The organism is Nocardiopsis sp. NPDC057823, from assembly GCF_042797335.1.
GTDB classification, from domain to species: Bacteria; Actinomycetota; Actinomycetes; order Streptosporangiales; family Streptosporangiaceae; genus Nocardiopsis; species Nocardiopsis changdeensis.
Window position 1 is genome coordinate 206443 of the sequence record NZ_JBHVLR010000005.1, and the last position, 14877, is coordinate 221319.

At 74.7% G+C, this 14877-nt stretch carries 14 protein-coding genes and 1 tRNA gene; 12 read left to right on the forward strand and 3 right to left on the reverse strand.

Annotated elements, in window-relative coordinates; genetic code table 11:
* Window positions 1-74 precede the first annotated feature (74 nt).
* The 6 genes from ACFVNO_RS11550 to ACFVNO_RS11575 all read left to right on the forward strand — a co-directional run bounded on the left by ACFVNO_RS11550 (window position 75) and on the right by ACFVNO_RS11575 (window position 9041).
* Window positions 75-1373 carry a hypothetical protein gene (locus ACFVNO_RS11550; RefSeq protein WP_378891729.1) on the forward strand — a complete coding sequence of 433 codons (1299 nt, stop codon included), beginning with the start codon at window positions 75-77 and terminating at the stop codon, window positions 1371-1373.
* A 113-nt stretch (window positions 1374-1486) separates the two neighbouring features.
* Entirely contained in the window at window positions 1487-2203 is a 717-nt protein-coding gene (locus tag ACFVNO_RS11555; RefSeq protein WP_220563907.1) for a L,D-transpeptidase family protein, read from the forward strand.
* Between the two features lie 152 nt (window positions 2204-2355).
* Window positions 2356-3396 carry a hypothetical protein gene (locus tag ACFVNO_RS11560; protein WP_378891733.1) on the forward strand — a complete coding sequence of 347 codons (1041 nt, stop codon included), beginning with the start codon at window positions 2356-2358 and terminating at the stop codon, window positions 3394-3396.
* Window positions 3397-3915: 519 nt separating this feature from the next.
* The gene (locus tag ACFVNO_RS11565; protein WP_355260746.1) at window positions 3916-4335 is read left to right on the forward strand and encodes a hypothetical protein; all 420 of its coding nucleotides are present in this window, start codon (window positions 3916-3918) and stop codon (window positions 4333-4335) included.
* A 171-nt stretch (window positions 4336-4506) separates the two neighbouring features.
* Window positions 4507-7290, forward strand: a complete 2784-nt coding sequence (locus ACFVNO_RS11570) for a DEAD/DEAH box helicase family protein (protein ID WP_378891736.1) — start codon at window positions 4507-4509, stop codon at window positions 7288-7290.
* A gap of 95 nt (window positions 7291-7385) precedes the next feature.
* A complete protein-coding gene (locus ACFVNO_RS11575) occupies window positions 7386-9041 on the forward strand; it encodes a choice-of-anchor I family protein (protein ID WP_378891739.1) in 1656 nt (551 codons plus the stop codon).
* Between the two features lie 36 nt (window positions 9042-9077).
* Here the strand turns inward: ACFVNO_RS11575 and ACFVNO_RS11580 are convergent, their stop codons facing one another.
* Complete coding sequence (locus tag ACFVNO_RS11580) at window positions 9078-9734, reverse strand: DUF5701 family protein (protein ID WP_378891742.1); 657 nt, start codon at window positions 9732-9734, stop codon at window positions 9078-9080.
* Window positions 9735-9788: 54 nt separating this feature from the next.
* Window positions 9789-9989, reverse strand: coding sequence for a hypothetical protein (locus ACFVNO_RS11585; RefSeq protein ID WP_355260758.1), 201 nt, complete (start codon window positions 9987-9989; stop codon window positions 9789-9791).
* Window positions 9990-10254: 265 nt separating this feature from the next.
* Between ACFVNO_RS11585 and ACFVNO_RS11590 the strand changes: the two genes are divergently transcribed.
* From ACFVNO_RS11590 to ACFVNO_RS11605, 4 genes are all read left to right on the forward strand, one after another.
* Complete coding sequence (locus tag ACFVNO_RS11590; protein ID WP_355260761.1) at window positions 10255-10899, forward strand: TetR/AcrR family transcriptional regulator; 645 nt, start codon at window positions 10255-10257, stop codon at window positions 10897-10899.
* An 80-nt stretch (window positions 10900-10979) separates the two neighbouring features.
* The gene (locus ACFVNO_RS11595) at window positions 10980-11390 is read left to right on the forward strand and encodes a VOC family protein (RefSeq protein ID WP_355260764.1); all 411 of its coding nucleotides are present in this window, start codon (window positions 10980-10982) and stop codon (window positions 11388-11390) included.
* 28 nt (window positions 11391-11418) lie between these two features.
* Window positions 11419-11883: a helix-turn-helix transcriptional regulator gene (locus tag ACFVNO_RS11600; RefSeq protein WP_378891747.1), complete on the forward strand. Its 465-nt coding sequence runs from the start codon at window positions 11419-11421 to the stop codon at window positions 11881-11883.
* Window positions 11884-11971: 88 nt separating this feature from the next.
* A complete protein-coding gene (locus ACFVNO_RS11605; protein WP_378891750.1) occupies window positions 11972-12451 on the forward strand; it encodes a pyridoxamine 5'-phosphate oxidase family protein in 480 nt (159 codons plus the stop codon).
* Here ACFVNO_RS11605 and ACFVNO_RS11610 read toward each other — a convergent pair.
* Window positions 12438-13676, reverse strand: a complete 1239-nt coding sequence (locus tag ACFVNO_RS11610; protein ID WP_220563901.1) for an amidohydrolase family protein — start codon at window positions 13674-13676, stop codon at window positions 12438-12440. The two genes, ACFVNO_RS11605 and ACFVNO_RS11610, sit on opposite strands and share 14 nt — an antisense overlap.
* Window positions 13677-13867: 191 nt before the next feature.
* Here ACFVNO_RS11610 and ACFVNO_RS11615 point away from each other — a divergent pair, with 191 nt between their 5' ends.
* Together ACFVNO_RS11615 and ACFVNO_RS11620 are read left to right on the forward strand one after the other, a co-directional pair.
* The gene (locus ACFVNO_RS11615; RefSeq protein WP_378891754.1) at window positions 13868-14494 is read left to right on the forward strand and encodes a glyoxalase; all 627 of its coding nucleotides are present in this window, start codon (window positions 13868-13870) and stop codon (window positions 14492-14494) included.
* Between the two features lie 196 nt (window positions 14495-14690).
* Window positions 14691-14766: transfer RNA gene (locus ACFVNO_RS11620), tRNA-Arg, on the forward strand.
* Window positions 14767-14877: the final 111 nt, after the last annotated feature.

Consider the following 14877-nt stretch of genomic DNA (forward strand, 5'->3'; position numbering starts at 1 on the left):
TGAGAACCAGGGGGTCCGCGAGCGCGTCGCACCGGGGGCGGGCCGCACGGGTCCGCCCCACCCCCTGGAGGAGCATGACCGACAACGATCCGCTGGCCGCCGCCCGGGCGAGCCTGGCGAAGGGCGAGCCCTCGCGCGCCGTCCTCTCCCTGCGCCCGTACGCCGACGACCTGCCGCTGCCCGACCTGGTCGCGCTGGTGCGCGACGCCTCCCGCGCCCTGGGCGCGGACGACCTGGCCGGGGCCGCCGCCGACCTGCTCGCCGACATCGACGGCCCCAAGGCCCTCTACGACTTCGGATACGCCGCGACCGGGTCCGGGATCCCCTTCGTCGGCGTCCCCGCGCTGCGCCGGGCCCGCGGCCTGGCCCCCGACGTCCTGCCGGTCCTGTGGGAGCTGGCCTCCGCGCTGGAGGACTCCCACCGGCACCGGGAGGCCGCCGACGCCCTGCGCGGGTGGGACGGCGAGCTGCCCGCCTGGCCCGGCCGGTACCTGATCGCCTACAACTCCCTGGCCGCCGGGGACCTCGCCGGGGCCCGGGAGGCCCTGGCGGACCTGCCCGAACCCGAGGACCCGGACTGGGGCCCGGCCCGCGCCCGGGTCGCGGCCATGGCCGAGCGGGCCGCGGTGGCCGCCGCCGTCGGCCCGCTGGACGGCTCCGACCTGCGCGGATGGCACTTCGTGCTGCACGGGGGAGTGGTCGCGCACCTGTCCCCGCACGGGTTCGAGGAGCCCATGCGGGGGCGCTACGCGTTCGTCTCGGACGACTACTCGTACTGCCGCACCGGGCTGGAACGGCTGCGGCTGGTGCTGGAGACCGCCGGGCGCGCGGTGGACGGCGTCATGGCTCTGCCCGACCGGGACAGCACGGTCCTGGGGCTGGCCGCGTCCCGGCTGCTCGGCCTGCCGCTGCTGCCGGTGGATCCGGCCCGGCCGGGCGCACTGGTGGTGGCCTACGACCTCGACGACGCCGACCCGGAGCTGCGCGGGGCGCTGTTCGAGCGGCCCGAGGGGCAGATCCTCTTCGAGCACGCCGCGAGCTGGGTCCGCCCCGAGGGCCCGGCGGCCGACGTGGTGACGCTGCTCCACCAGAACGCGCACCGCCCGTGGGGCGAGCGGATGCGGATGGTGGACGTGCAGGACCCCTCCCGCGGTGTGGAGACGGTCCCGGCGGACGGGCGCCCGGAGGCCGAGCTGGCCGAGGAGGTCCTCGCCGCCGAGGCCGTGACCGGGGAGAACGGCGAGGAGGGGCCGCCGGACACGGTGGACGTGCTCGCCGGGTTCGTCGGGGCCGTGGCCGGGGGGTGGGCGCGGACCGGCCGGCGCTGGCGTGCGGACACGCCGGGGCCGGTGCGCAGCTCGTACTTCATCTGACCCCCGCGGCGGAACGCGGGCCCGCGGCCGGGGATCCGGTTTCGGGCCCGCGCTTTTTTCCACAGGCTGTGGAAAATCCCCCATGATCCGTCCCAGGCGGGTAAAAGAGACGTATGGCAACCCCCCGAACACCCTCCGTCCCGTTCCTCCGACGACCGGCCCGGCTCCTGGCGGTGCTGACCGCCGCGCTGCTGGGCGCCCTCCTGCTCGCCCCTCCGCCCGCCGACGCCGCCGTCCGCGAGCTGCGCAACGGCGACTCCGGGCGGGCCGTCGCGGCGCTCCAGGAGCAGCTGCTCGACCTCGGCTACTGGCTCGACGGCGCCGACGGCGAGTTCGGGCCCCACACCGCCCAGGCCGTGCTCGCCCTCCAGAAGGCCGCCGGGATCGACCGCGACGGCGTGGTCGGCCCCGACACCCGGGCCGCCCTGGCCGACGGGGTCCGACCATCGGCGACCTCCTCCGGCGACGCGCTGGAGATCGACCTGGAGCGCCAGCTGCTGCTGGTGGTCTCCGGCGGGGAGGTGGAGTACACGCTCAACACCTCCACCGGATCCGGCAGGCCCTACCTCGGCTCCGACGGCTCCGAGCGGATCGCGGTCACCCCCACCGGCACCTACACGGTGTTCCGGCAGGTGTCCGGCTGGGACCCGGGCCCCTACGGTGCGCTGTACGCGCCGATGTACTTCAACGGCGGCATCGCCGTCCACGGGTACCCGAGCGTGCCGGCGCAGCCGGCCTCGCACGGCTGCGCGCGGGTGAGCCTGTCGGCCATGGACTGGCTGCGGGAGGAGGGGCACATCGCGGTGGGCACCACCGTCGTCGTCCGCTGACCGCCTCCCGGGGCGGGCCCGCCCCGCCCCGGGGACCCACCTGCGGCGACCGCCCGTCCGGGGTCGCCCATCCCACCGGTGGCCGCCGACGTCCGCGGGAAGGAGTGCAGACTGCGGGCGGAGGGACCGCCCGGTCCGCGAAGGGAACCGTGATGCCTTTCCTGATCGCCACCGCGCCCGGCCGCGCCGACCGCCCCAACGAGGACTTCGCCGCGGTGTCCGCGCACTGCGCGGTGCTGCTGGACGGGGTGAGCGGGCCGCCCGACGGCGACGACGGCTGCTCCCACGGCGTGGCCCGGCACGTCCGGCGGCTGGGCGCCCTGCTGCTGGCGGGCATGGACGCCGGGCTGCCGCCGCGCACCGCGCTGGCCGAGGCGATCGGGGCGGCGGCCGCCCTGCACGCCGACACCTGCGACCTCGCCCACCGGGACACCCCCTCCGCCACCGTCGTGGCCGTCCGCCTCCACCCCGGCGGCGACCCGTCCGGCCCGGACACGGGCGGCGCGGCGGTACCGGACGGCATGCCCGGAACCGGGGCGCTCCCGACGGAGGGCACGGCCGGGCCCGGGTGGCTGGAGTACCTGGTGCTGTCCGACTCCGTGCTCCTGGTCGCCGACCCCCGCCCCCTTCCGGGCGCGCAGTCCGACCCGCGCGCTTCCGTGCGCGTGCCGCCGGAGCCGCGCGCTCCCGCCGGTGCGGCGCCGGATCCACGTCCCGGTCGGGGCGTGCCGGAGCCCGGATCGGTTCGGGCTCCGGGGCCGGACGCGCGCAGCGGCGTGCTCCGGGAGGTGGACGGGGTCGGTCTGGTGGCCGACACCCGGCTGGACGTCCTGCGGGCCGAGCTGCGCGGCCGCGGTGAGGCGGCGGGGGCGATCCGGGCGCTGCGCGGTGTCCCCGGCGGGTTCTGGACTGCGGGCTCCGACCCGCGGGCCGCCGACGAGGCGCTCACCGGGACGGCCCGCCTGGACCGGTTCGCGCTCATGACCGACGGTGCCACCCGCGCGGTGGAGGTCTTCGGCGACCTGGATTGGGGACAGGCTTTCTCCCTGGTTTCGGACAAGGGGCCGGGGGCGTTGATCGAGCGGGTGCGCGCCCTGGAGGACGCCGACCCGCAGGGGCGCGCCCACCCCCGCGGCAAGGTCCGCGACGACGCGACCGTCGTGTCCTGGGCGCCGGAGGTCCTTGCGCCTTAGGCGATCGCGGACGGCCCACGGGTGCGGGGGAGGCATCGTCCGCGCCCCGGTCCCGTCGGCCGCTCCGGCGGCGGACCGCCTCCCGGGCCTCACAATCGCTATTTCGGTTGGCCTTAATCCGGGTATTCGGATATCTCTCGTGGTGGCCCCTGGGGGCGGGGAGTGGTGTCACCAGGTGGGAAGTGCGTCACGCCCATTGGCCGTCAACGACGTTTCTCCCGGCGATTCAGATGACATTCGATGGATTTGTCGAGAAAAATTCCCGAGCCTCCGTAGAGATCCCCGCGCGTCACACCTCTGTGTGGCGGAGAACGCCGGGACGCCCACGCCACAGGCGCTTTCGCCTGTCGTGTTCATCCGGTAGATTTCCCGGTAACCGAACAGTCGGGGTTACTCCACAACGTCCTCGCACGGCTTCGGTGTTCTCTCTGAACCCCCTGTTCACTTGTGCACCCCCAGGTGTCCCCTGCACGGAAGCAGCGATTGACGATCCTTCTCGGAACAAGAAATGGAGGCGGAGTGACCCCCACGGGCGTCCTTGAACCGACCGGCCCGAACCGCGCCCTCAACGGCACCGGATGGCTGGACCGCCTCCTCTCCACCCCCGTGGCCGCCCCCGTCGAGCGCTCGCGCCCCCTGCGCGACATCGACGGGTACGAGCACCGCCCCAACCCCCTGCACGCCCGCACCACCGCCGAGTTCCTCCTCACCATGCGCCGCTACGTGGTGTGGGCCGGCGACTGGTCCTACCGGGAGCTCGAGTACCTGTGCGGCGGAGCCGTCAAGCACTCCACCTTCTGCCAGGTCCTGGAGGGGGACCGGCTGCCCCGTTACGTGTTCCTGATGGCCTTCGTCACCGCCTGCGCCGGCGAGGACGAGGCCGAACGCCGCCGCTGGGTCACCGCCTGGCACCGCGTCCGCGACGCCGCCGCCCGCTGACCTCGGCCCTGTCGGCCATCCCGGGTCCTCGGGTCCCTGAGCGGCCCCGAGGCGGTCCTCCGCGACGTGTGCGCGGGAACGCCGGTCTCCGGCACCGCGGTCCCGGACCCGCGGCGGCCACCGCCACCCCTCGCCCCCGTGGGCGGGGCGTGCCGCCGCTACCGTGGACGGGTGTCCTCAGTCACGGATCCCCCCGACCTCCGGCCCTACCAGCGCGAGGCGCTGGAGGCGGTCGCCGCGCGCTGGGACGCCGGGGAGCGGCGCACGTGGATCGTGCTCCCGCCGGGCGCGGGCAAGACCCTCGTCGGCCTGGCGGCCGCCCGCCGTCTCGACCGCCGGACCGTCGTCCTCGTGCCCAACACCGCCATCCAGGGCCAGTGGATCCGGACCTGGGACTCCCTGCGCCCCGAGGGCGACGACCGCACCGCCGGGGTCGAGCGCGACCTCTCCCACCACGTCACCGTCCTGACCTACCAGTCCCTGGCGGTGTTCGACCCCGACGCCGAGACCGACGAGGAGGGCGGTGGCCGCGCCTCCGTGCGCGACCGGCTGCACCCCAACGGCCGCGCGCTCGTCGACGCCCTGCACGACGCCGGCCCCCTCGCCGTGCTGCTCGACGAGTGCCACCACCTGCTCCAGGTGTGGGGGCGCCTGCTCTCCGAGGTCCTGGACGACCTCCCCGACGCCCACGTCATCGGCCTGACCGGGACCCCGGCCACGAACCTCACCGCCGCCGAGCGTGCCCTGGTGGACCGCCTCTTCGGCGAGCCCGTCACCGGGGCCTCCATCCCCGCCCTGGTCCGCGCCGGCTACCTCGCCCCCTTCGCGGAACTGGCCTACCTCACCACGCCCACGCCCACCGAGCTCGCCTACCTCAAGGACCAGGGCGAGCGCTTCTCCCGGATGTGCGACGAGCTGCTCGCGCCGGGCTTCGCCACCACCGACCTGCTGCCCTGGATCGACGCCCGGTTCGTGAACCGGGACGCCGCGGAGGGCGGACGCGTGCCCTGGTCGCGGATCGCCGCGGCCGAGCCCGCCCTGTCCGACGCCGTCCTGCGCCTGCACCACGTCGGCCTGTGCGACCTCCCGGAGGGCGCCCGCCCCTTCGAGGCGCACCGCCGCCCGCCGACCGCGGCCGACTGGATCGCCCTCATCGACGACTACGCCAAGCGCTGCCTGCCCCCGGACACCGCCTCCGAGCGCGACCGCGAGGCCCGCGAGCGCCTGCGCGCGGCCCTGCCCGCGATCGGCCACCACCTCACCCGCAACGGCGTCCGGCGCGGCGTCTCGCCGGTGGACCGGGTGCTGGCCCGCAGCGACTCCAAGGCCCACGCCACCGTCGAGATCCTCGCCGCCGAGAACGCGGCCCTGGGGGAGCGGCTGCGCGCCCTCGTCCTGTGCGACCACGAGCACGCCTCGTCCCGGCCGCCCGCCGCCCTGCGCGGCATCCTCGACGCCGACGCCGGGTCGGCCCGGCTCCAGCTCACCACCCTGGCCGGGGACCCCCGCACCGACCTCCTCGACCCGGTGCTGCTCACCGGCCGCACCGTGGCCATGGCGCCGGGCACGGCCATGGTCTTCCTGGAGTACGCCCGCGCCGAACTCCCCGGCGCCGACCTCGCCGCCGTCGACCGCCCGGACGGGCTGTGCGACATCGAGGGCTCCTGGTCGCCCCGCGTCAGGGTGGGCGCCGTCACCCGGTTCTTCGAGTCCGGCGGCTCGCGCGTCCTGGTCGGCACCCGCGCCCTGCTCGGCGAGGGCTGGGACGCGCGCGGCGTGAACACCGTCGTGGACCTGACCACCGCGACCACGCCCACCGCCGTCGTCCAGAGCCGCGGACGCGCGCTGCGCCTGGACCCGTCCTGGCCGGAGAAGACCGCGCACACCTGGACGGTCGTGTGCGTCTCCGGCGAGCACCCGCGCGGGGACGCCGACTGGGACCGGTTCGTCCGCAAGCACGAGGGTTACCTGGGCGTGGACGCCGACGGCGAGGTGATGAGCGGCGTCGCCCACATCGACCCCTCCCTGTCCCCGTACGCGCCGCCCGACGACCCCGGCGGGCTGAACCGCCGCATGCTCGACCGGATCGGGCGCCGCGACCTCACCCGCGAGCGCTGGCGCCTCGGCGAGCCCTACGAGGACTCCCTGGTCCCCACCCTGCGCGTGCGGAGGCGGCACGCCCCCGCCGTCCGCGGCGTGGACGTCGCCCTGCCGGACCCGCCCCGGGTGCTGCCGGGGGACCGGGGCGTGTTCCTGCCGGGCGCGGGCCTGTCCGGGGCATTGCCGGCCCGGTTCCCGGGCGCGGTCCTGCCCCTGGCGGCCCTCATCGTCCTGCTGGTCGTGTTCTCGGGGATCGCACCGCTCTGGTTCCTGCTCGCGGCGGCGGCGACCGCGGCCGTGATACCCGTCCTGTTCCGGGTCCGCGGGGCCGCCCGCGTGCGCCGGGCCCGCGAACTGATCGCCGAGGCGGTCGGCCCCGACGACGCGGTCCACTACGCCTGCGCGGTCGCCGACACCCTCCGGGGGATGGGGCGTTCCGCGACCGGCGCCTCGGGGGTGCGGGTCCACATCGACACCGACGGCGTGTACCGGTTCACCCTCCCCGACGCCGCCGAGGACTTCGCCACCGCCCTGGAGGAGCTGCTCGGCCCGGTCTTCGGCGAACCCGGGTACCTGATCCCCCGGCCGCTGCCGCCCGCCCCCACGGAGGCGAACGCCCGCGCCCTCCTCGACGGAACGCCGCCGGACAACCCGGTCGTCCACCACGTCGTCCCGGCGCTGTTCGGCCGCAACCGCGCCCACCTCCGGGCGTTCGAGGACGCCTGGGGGCACTGGATCGCCCCGACCCGCGCGATCGGCACCTCCACCGAACCGGGCGCGGCCCTGCTGGCCGCCCACTACGGCGCCTCACCGCTGGAGGACGCCTCCACCGCCCGCCGTCTCACCTGGTCCTGACCCCCGGCGCTTCACCGGGGCGACACCGGCCGTTCGGACGTACCTGGTTGGCTTCCGCCGGGCGCGTCCGCGCCCGTCCCCCGGAAGGAACCACCATGCGCAAGACCACGGCGGTGGCGGCGGCCCTGTCCGTCGCCCTCACCGGCACGGCGGCCCACGCAGGCGAACGCGCCGACGGTGCCCCCCTCGCCCCGCTCGGCACCTACTCCACCGGCGCCTTCGACCAGGCGGCCGCCGAGATCGTCGCCCACGACCCGCGCACCCAGCGCCTGTACGTGGTCAACGCCCTGGCCGCGACCGTCGAAGTCCTCGACATCTCCGACCCCGCCGCGCCGGTCAAGCTCTTCGACCTGGTCGCCCCGGGCGTCCGGGCGGCCGACGGCTCCGTGGTGGAGGAGGGAGCGGTCGCCAACTCCGTCGCGGTCCACGGCGACACCGTCGCCGTCGCCGTGGAGGCCGCGGACAAGACCGACCCCGGCTGGGTGGTCTTCTACGACACCCGCGGCAACGCCCTCAACGCCGTGCGCGTGGGCGCCCTGCCCGACATGGCGACCTTCACCCCGGACGGGCGCCTCCTCCTGGTCGCCAACGAGGGCGAGCCGAACGACGACTACACGGTCGACCCCGAGGGCTCCGTCAGCATCGTCAAGGTGAACCGCCGTCCGGCCGCGGTCACCCAGCGGGACGTGCGCACCGCCGACTTCCGCGCCTGGGACGGCGACCGCGAGCTCCCCGAGGGGGTCCGGGTGTTCGGTCCGGACCTGTCGACCGGGGAGCCGGGCACCCCGGGCCGGGTCGCCCGCAGCCTGGAGCCCGAGTACATCGTCGCGGACACCGCCTACAGCGCCCACGTGGTGCTCCAGGAGGCCAACGCGTTCGCGGTGGTCGACCTGCGCACCGCGGAGGTCACGGACATCGTCCCGTTCGGCGTCAAGGACCACCTGGAGCCGGGCAACGAACTGGACCCCTCCAACCGCGACGGCGGCATCGACCTGCGCGGGGTCCCGGTGTACGGCATGTACCAGCCCGACGGCTTCGACATGTACCGCCACCGGGGCCGCAGCCTCCTGGTCACCGCCAACGAGGGCGATGTCCGCGACTGGGACGGCTACTCGGAGGAGGCCCGCGTCAAGGACCTCGAACTGTGCGAGGACTCCCCGCGCCTGCGGCCCTACCTCGACGCCAACGGCCTCACCACCGCCGACCTCCAGCGCGACGAGGCCCTCGGCCGCCTGACGGTCTCGGCCGCCGAGGGCCTGCGCGAGGGGGAGGACTGCCACGACGAGCTGTACTCCTTCGGCGGCCGCTCCTTCTCGATCTTCACCACCGGCGGCGACCTGGTCTTCGACTCCGGCTCCGAGTTCGAGCGCGTCATCGCCGAGGAGAACCCGGACTTCTTCAACTCGAACCACACCGAGAACCAGTTCGACGGCCGCAGCGACGACAAGGGCCCGGAGCCCGAGGGCCTCACCCTCGGCGAGGTCGGCGGCCGCGTCTACGCCTTCATCGGCCTGGAGCGGGTCGGCGGCATCATGATCTACGACGTCACCGACCCGGCCGGCGCCTCCTTCGTGGACTACGTGAACAACCGCGACTTCTCCGCGGAGCCGGGCACCCCCGAGGCCCTGGACCTGGGCCCCGAGGGCCTGACCTTCATCGCGGCCGGGGACTCGCCGATCCCCGGGACGCCGCTGCTGGCCGTCGCCAACGAGGTCTCCGGCACCACCACCCTCTTCCGGGTCGACCTCTGACCCGACGGGTGCGGGCCCGTCCGGGCCCGCACCCGCTCAGGCCCCGCGGCGCGCGGCCGCGGAGGCCATGCCGAGCCAGGTGTGCGGGTTGCCCTCCCAGCACCAGCCGAGCTTGGGGGCCCGCTGGCTGATCCACAGGGCCGGCACCCGGCGGTCGCCGCAGCGCGAGCCGCCCAGGGAGAAGCACTTGTTCTTGACCAGTACCTCCGGGAACTGCGTGACCAGGGCGATCCCCTCCTCGATGGTGAGCGTGCTCCGGCCCCGCCCGTCGATGACCGCCATGGCCTCGGCGGGAACCGCGCCGCAGAACTCCTCACCGCGCTCGACGCCGAACACCAGGTGGGCGTCCCCGTCGGGAGGGGCGCTCCCGGGGGTGGCGGTGAACCGCTCCAGCGCACCCGGCTCGAAGGAATGGTCCACGAATCCGGGCTTGCGGCCGCCGGCCAGCGCGGTGCGGGTCATCGCCCACTCGATCGGCGCGGTGCCGCGGCCGGGCACGAGCAGGAAGGGCGCCCGGCCGGCCCCGGGGTCGCCCGGGTCCGTGCCGTGCTCCATCGCGACCGCGCGCAACGGCGCGAGCGACTTCTCGAACCGCTCCGCGTCGAGCCCGGCCTGCTCCGGGTAGCCGAGTCCGACCAGGGTGGCGACCTGGCGGTCGAACTCCGCGCCCGCGTCGAAGGTGTTCTGTTCCATGGTGTCGTCTCCTCGCTCGTGTCGGATGGTCGGAAGGTGCTGGTGAGCCGCGGCTCACCGCCCCCGCTGGAAGCGGGTGCGCCGGTGCCCGTGCCGGTCGGCTCCGGGGTCCCGGCGCCCGCGGGCCCGGTACCCGGGCTCCCGCCGGCCCCGGAGGGGATCGGGGCGGGACGCGTCGGGCGGGGCGGCGGGCGGCAGCACCCGGCCGGTGGCGGCGGCGGTTCCCACGGTGGAAAGGGCGGTTCGGGCGGTCATGCGCTGCTCCTCGGCGGTCGGCTCGGAAACGGGGGAGGAAGGGGAGGCCGTCGCGCGGCGCGGTGTCGTCAGGGATGTCTCCTGTCGTGGTCCGGTTCGGGGGCGGGGATCCGCCGGAGGCGGGGTCCCGGTGCGTCGGCCGTGACCGGGCCGTCCGCCCCGGCGTCCGACGGGATCGTCCCCGCCGTTGGTGCGACCTAAACTTATGACCGACCAAGAAATATGTCAACAACAAATTTTGGTCGAGTCTAGGTATAGTGGCCCCATGAGCGACCGGAACCTGGGCCTGCGGGCCCTCAAAAAGCTTCAGACCAGGGAGAACATCTCCAACAAGGCCACCGGCCTGTTCCTGGAGCGGGGCTTCGACAACGTGACCATCGCCGAGGTGGCCGCCGCCGCCCAGGTGTCGAAGATGACCGTCACCAACTACTTCCCGCGCAAGGAGGACCTCGCGCTGGACCTCCGGGACGCCTTCGTCGGCGGCCCCGTCGAGGCCGTCCGGGAGCGCGGGCCGGGGGAGTCGGCGCTCGCCGCGCTGCGCCGCGCCCACCTGGCCGCGGTCCGCGCGCACGACCCCGTCATCGGCTTCTCCGGCCCCGTGTTCGCCCGGATGATCACCGGCAGCCCCGCCCTGGTCGCCCGGCTGCGCGAGTTCCACGACGAACGAGAGAAGGCCCTGGCCGGGCTGCTCGCGGAGGAGACCGGCGCCGACGCCGACGACATCCGGCCGAAGGCGGCAGCGGTACAGCTCATCGGCGTCCTGCGGCTGCTGTTCGAAGAGATCCTGGCCCTGACACTCGACGGGCGCGACAACGACGAGATCGCGCGGATCGCCGAGGGACACGCCGAGACCGCGTTCGGCGCGCTGGAGCCCTCGCTCGCCGGCTACGCCGCCCGCTCCGCGGCTTGAGCCCCCCGCCGCCGCGCTCCGGCCGGAGCCGGTCAGGAATCGAGAAGCGCGGCCCGGAGCAGCGGGCCTAGTCTGACGCCATGGACCTGACGATTCACACCAGTTTCCTCCCGCACGAGGACCCGGACGCGTCCCTGGCCTTCTACCGCGACATCCTCGGATTCGAGGTGCGCAGCGACGTCGGCCAGGGCCGGATGCGCTGGATCACCGTCGGCCCCGCCGGCCGGCCCGACACGTCGATCCTCCTGGCGCCCCCGGCCGCCGACCCCGGGATCAGCGAGGACGAGCGCCGCACCATCGCGGAGATGATGGCCAAGGGCACCTACGGCTGGATCCTGCTGGCCACCCGGGACCTCGACGGCACCTTCGACAAGGTGCAGGCCCAGGACGCGGAGGTCGTCCAGGAGCCGACCGAGCAGCCGTACGGCGTGCGCGACTGCGCCTTCCGCGACCCCGCGGGCAACCTGGTCCGCATCCAAGAGGTCCGCTGAGCCGGACACCGGCGGAAAGGAGCCCCCCATGTGCCGTCCCGCCTGGGGCAACGCCCGGGCCGAGGCGCAGCGCCTGGCCGACCTCGCCCTGATGCGCCGCGTCCGGGACCGGATCGACCGGGAGTACGCGCAGCCGCTCAACGTCGAGGAGCTCGCCCGCGGCGTGCACATGTCCGCGGGCCACCTCAGCCGCAGCTTCCGGCAGGCCTACGGCGAGTCCCCGTACTCGTACCTGATGACGCGCCGCATCGAACGCGCGGCGGCCCTGCTGCGCCGCGGCGACCTCAGCGTCACCGAGGTCTGCTTCGTGGTCGGCTGCTCGTCGCTGGGCACCTTCAGCACCCGCTTCACCGAGCTGTTCGGCATGTCGCCCAGCGCCTACCGGACCGCGGCCGCCGACTCGGCGCAGGGGCTTCCGCAGTGCGTGGCCAAGCAGGTCACGCGGCCGGTCAGGCGCCGGGCGGAGCCCCCCTCGGGGCCGCCGGCCGCCTGAGGCCCGGCCGGCGCCGCGCCTTCGACCGACACGAAAGACAGGCCCCTCCCCGCCGGGAGGGGCCCGACCCGGAACCGGGGAGAGAACCTTGACGAACACGCCGCCGCGCAGCCCCCGGGACAGGATCCGGGACACCCGGGCGAGGCTGGAGGGCGACATCGACCTCTGGCTCGCGACGGCGGGAGAGGACGGAGCCCACCTCCTCCCGCTCTCCTACCTGTGGGACGGCTCCGCGCTGCTGGTCTCCACGTCCCTCGCCTCGGTGACCGGCCGCAACCTGTCGGCCGGCGGCCGGGTGCGGGTCGGCCTCGGCCTCACCCGCGACGTCGTCATGATCGACGGCACCGTGGCACGGGTGGACCTCGCCGACCTCCCTCCGGGAACGGGTGACGCGTTCGCGGAGCGGACCGGGTTCGACCCGCGCGAACTGGACGGATACGGGTACTTCCTGATCCGGCCGCACCGCGTCCAGGCCTGGCGCGAGGTGAACGAGATGCCGGGGCGCACGCTCATGCGCGACGGCCGCTGGCTCGACGGCGCCCCGGCCCCCGCCGTCAGGACCGGGTGAACGCCTCCGCCCCGTCCTTCCACACCTGCCGCACCAGCGACGGCAGCAGCGCCAGCTGGTCGGCCTCGGTGAGCTCCCCGTCGAGCACGACCGCGTCGGCGGCGTACCCCGGTGCCAGCCGGCCGACCTCCGCCCCGCGGATGAGCTCCCCGGCCACGGACGTGCTCGCCCGCAGCACGTCCACCAGGCCCATGCCCAGGTCGGCCAGCAGAGCGAGCTCCTGGAGGTTGGCCCCGTGCGGGCCCACCCCCGAGTCGGTGCCCATGGCGACCTTCACCCCGGCCGCGATCGCCTTGGCCACCGACTCCCGGTGCGTGTCCACCACCCGGTGGGCCTTGTCGATGACGGCCTGGGACAGCCCCGAACCCGGCTGCTGCGCGCGCTCGATCACCGCCAGCGGGGCGGCCAGCGTCGGCACGAGGTAGGCGTCCCGGTCGAGGAAGAGCCCGATCGCCTCCTCGTCGAGGTAGATGCCGTGCTCGATGGAGCGCACCCCGGCCCGCAGGGCGCTCTTGATGCCCTCGCTGCCCTGCGCGTGCGCCATGACGTAGGTCCCCTGCGCCGCGGCCTCCTCCACGATCACGCGGATCTCGTCCTCGGTGAACTGGGAGTGCCGCGGGTCGTCCGCGGGCGAGAGCACCCCGCCCGTGGAGCAGATCTTGATCTGGTCGGCGCCCGCCCGCAGGATCGTGCGCACGGTCTTGCGGACCTCCTCGACGCCGTCGGCCACTCCGGAGGGGCGCCCGGGGTGCGGGGCCAGCATCGGGCCGTCGGCCCCGGACGGCAGCCGCGTGTCGCCGTGCCCGCCGGTCTGGCTCATGATCGTGACCGCGATCCGCAGCCGCGGCCCGGGGATGACACCCGACTCGACGGCGACCTTGGCCCCCAGGTCGGTGCCGCCCGCGTCGCGCACGGTCGTCACCCCGGCCTCCAGCGTGCGCTTCAGGTACGCGGCCGAGTTGTAGAACTGGAGCGAGAACGGCTCGGCGAACGCGTTGAGCGAGCCCGCGTGCTGCGTCGTCATGTGCACGTGGAGGTCGATGATGCCGGGCAGGACGGTGCTGCCGGTCGCGTCGACCGTGCGCGCGTCCGGGTACCGGGCGGCCAGGTCCGGGCCGACCTCGAGCACGGTGTCCCCGGCGAACGCGACGTCCGCCCGCGGCAGGAAGCCCTCTCCGTCGAACACGCGGGCTCCGGAGATGATCACGGTGGCTGGTGTGGACATGTCTCTCCCTGTGTTCCCGTCGCATCCGGGGGTCGCGCGCCCGTGTGCGACGGGGGTCACACGAACGGCGTGGACCCACGTTCTCGCACCGCCCCGCCGTGCGCGCGGCCAGGGGCGGCCCAAGGGGCCGCCGGACGACCGGTCAGGAATCGAGAAGCGACGGGAGGGGGCCGGCTTCTAGCGTTGTGACCATGACGAACATCGCTTCCATCACCCTCGACGCGGCCGACACCGAGGCCGCCGACCGCTTCTACGCCACCGCCTTCGACCTGGGCGAACTGGTCCGCACGCGCACCGCCGCCGAGCCCGCCTCGGGCTTCCGCGGGTTCACCCTGTCGCTGATCACGTCCCAGCCCGCCGACGTCGACGTCCTCTTCGAGTCCGCGCTCGCCGCGGGCGCCACGGTCCTCAAGCCCGCCGACAAGTCGATGTGGGGATACGGCGGCATCGTCCAGGCCCCGGACGGGGCGATCTGGCAGCTGGCCACCTCCGCCAAGAAGAACACCGGGCCGGCCACCGGGAAGGCGGACGAGGTCGTGCTCCTGCTGGGGGTGGAGGACGTGGCCGCCACCAAGAGGTTCTACGCCGGCCGCGGCCTGACCGTGTCCAAGAGCTTCGGCCGCTCCTACGCCGAGTTCGCCACCGACCCGGGCTCGGTCAAGCTGTCGCTCTACCGGCGCCGCGCCCTCGCCAAGACCATCGGCGTCGACCCGCAGGGCAGCGGCCCGCACGGGCTGCTGATCGGCGGCGACATCGGCCCCTGCGCCGACCCGGACGGCTTCGCCTGGCAGGCCCCGGCCACGGCCGACGCCTCCTGACCGGCCTCCGGCCGCACCCGCCGAAGGGCCCGGTCGCCGACCGGGCCCCGGCCCCGTTCGCCCCGAGCGCGGGGTCGGGCCCGGATGGCGGGGGTCACACGCATAAATGGCGCGAAGCCACTCCTGCGCCGTGATAGAGTCGGAGACGTCGCCAGGGAGGACACGGTCCGCCAGGGCGACGACAACTGAACAACCTGCACTCGTAGCTCAATGGATAGAGCATCTGACTACGGATCAGAAGGTTGGGGGTTCGAATCCTCCCGAGTGCGCCACCATGAGACAGTGGCATTACGGCCTCGAAGCGCGGAAACGCGGTTCGGGGCCGTTCTGTGTGCGGGACGGTCGGGACCGGTGGGGCCGAGGGGCCGCGCCGGTCCCGGCAC

Coding starts and splice junctions, on each gene's coding strand:
- ACFVNO_RS11550 (WP_378891729.1), top strand. CDS start 75: ATGACCGACAACGATCCGCTGGCCGCCGCCCGGGCGAGCCTGGCGAAG.
- ACFVNO_RS11555 (WP_220563907.1), top strand. CDS start 1,487: ATGGCAACCCCCCGAACACCCTCCGTCCCGTTCCTCCGACGACCGGCC.
- ACFVNO_RS11560 (WP_378891733.1), top strand. CDS start 2,356: ATGCCTTTCCTGATCGCCACCGCGCCCGGCCGCGCCGACCGCCCCAAC.
- ACFVNO_RS11575 (WP_378891739.1), top strand. CDS start 7,386: ATGCGCAAGACCACGGCGGTGGCGGCGGCCCTGTCCGTCGCCCTCACC.
- ACFVNO_RS11580 (WP_378891742.1), bottom strand. CDS start 9,734: ATGGAACAGAACACCTTCGACGCGGGCGCGGAGTTCGACCGCCAGGTC.
- ACFVNO_RS11585 (WP_355260758.1), bottom strand. CDS start 9,989: ATGACCGCCCGAACCGCCCTTTCCACCGTGGGAACCGCCGCCGCCACC.
- ACFVNO_RS11590 (WP_355260761.1), top strand. CDS start 10,255: ATGAGCGACCGGAACCTGGGCCTGCGGGCCCTCAAAAAGCTTCAGACC.
- ACFVNO_RS11595 (WP_355260764.1), top strand. CDS start 10,980: ATGGACCTGACGATTCACACCAGTTTCCTCCCGCACGAGGACCCGGAC.
- ACFVNO_RS11600 (WP_378891747.1), top strand. CDS start 11,419: ATGTGCCGTCCCGCCTGGGGCAACGCCCGGGCCGAGGCGCAGCGCCTG.
- ACFVNO_RS11610 (WP_220563901.1), bottom strand. CDS start 13,676: ATGTCCACACCAGCCACCGTGATCATCTCCGGAGCCCGCGTGTTCGAC.
- ACFVNO_RS11615 (WP_378891754.1), top strand. CDS start 13,868: ATGACGAACATCGCTTCCATCACCCTCGACGCGGCCGACACCGAGGCC.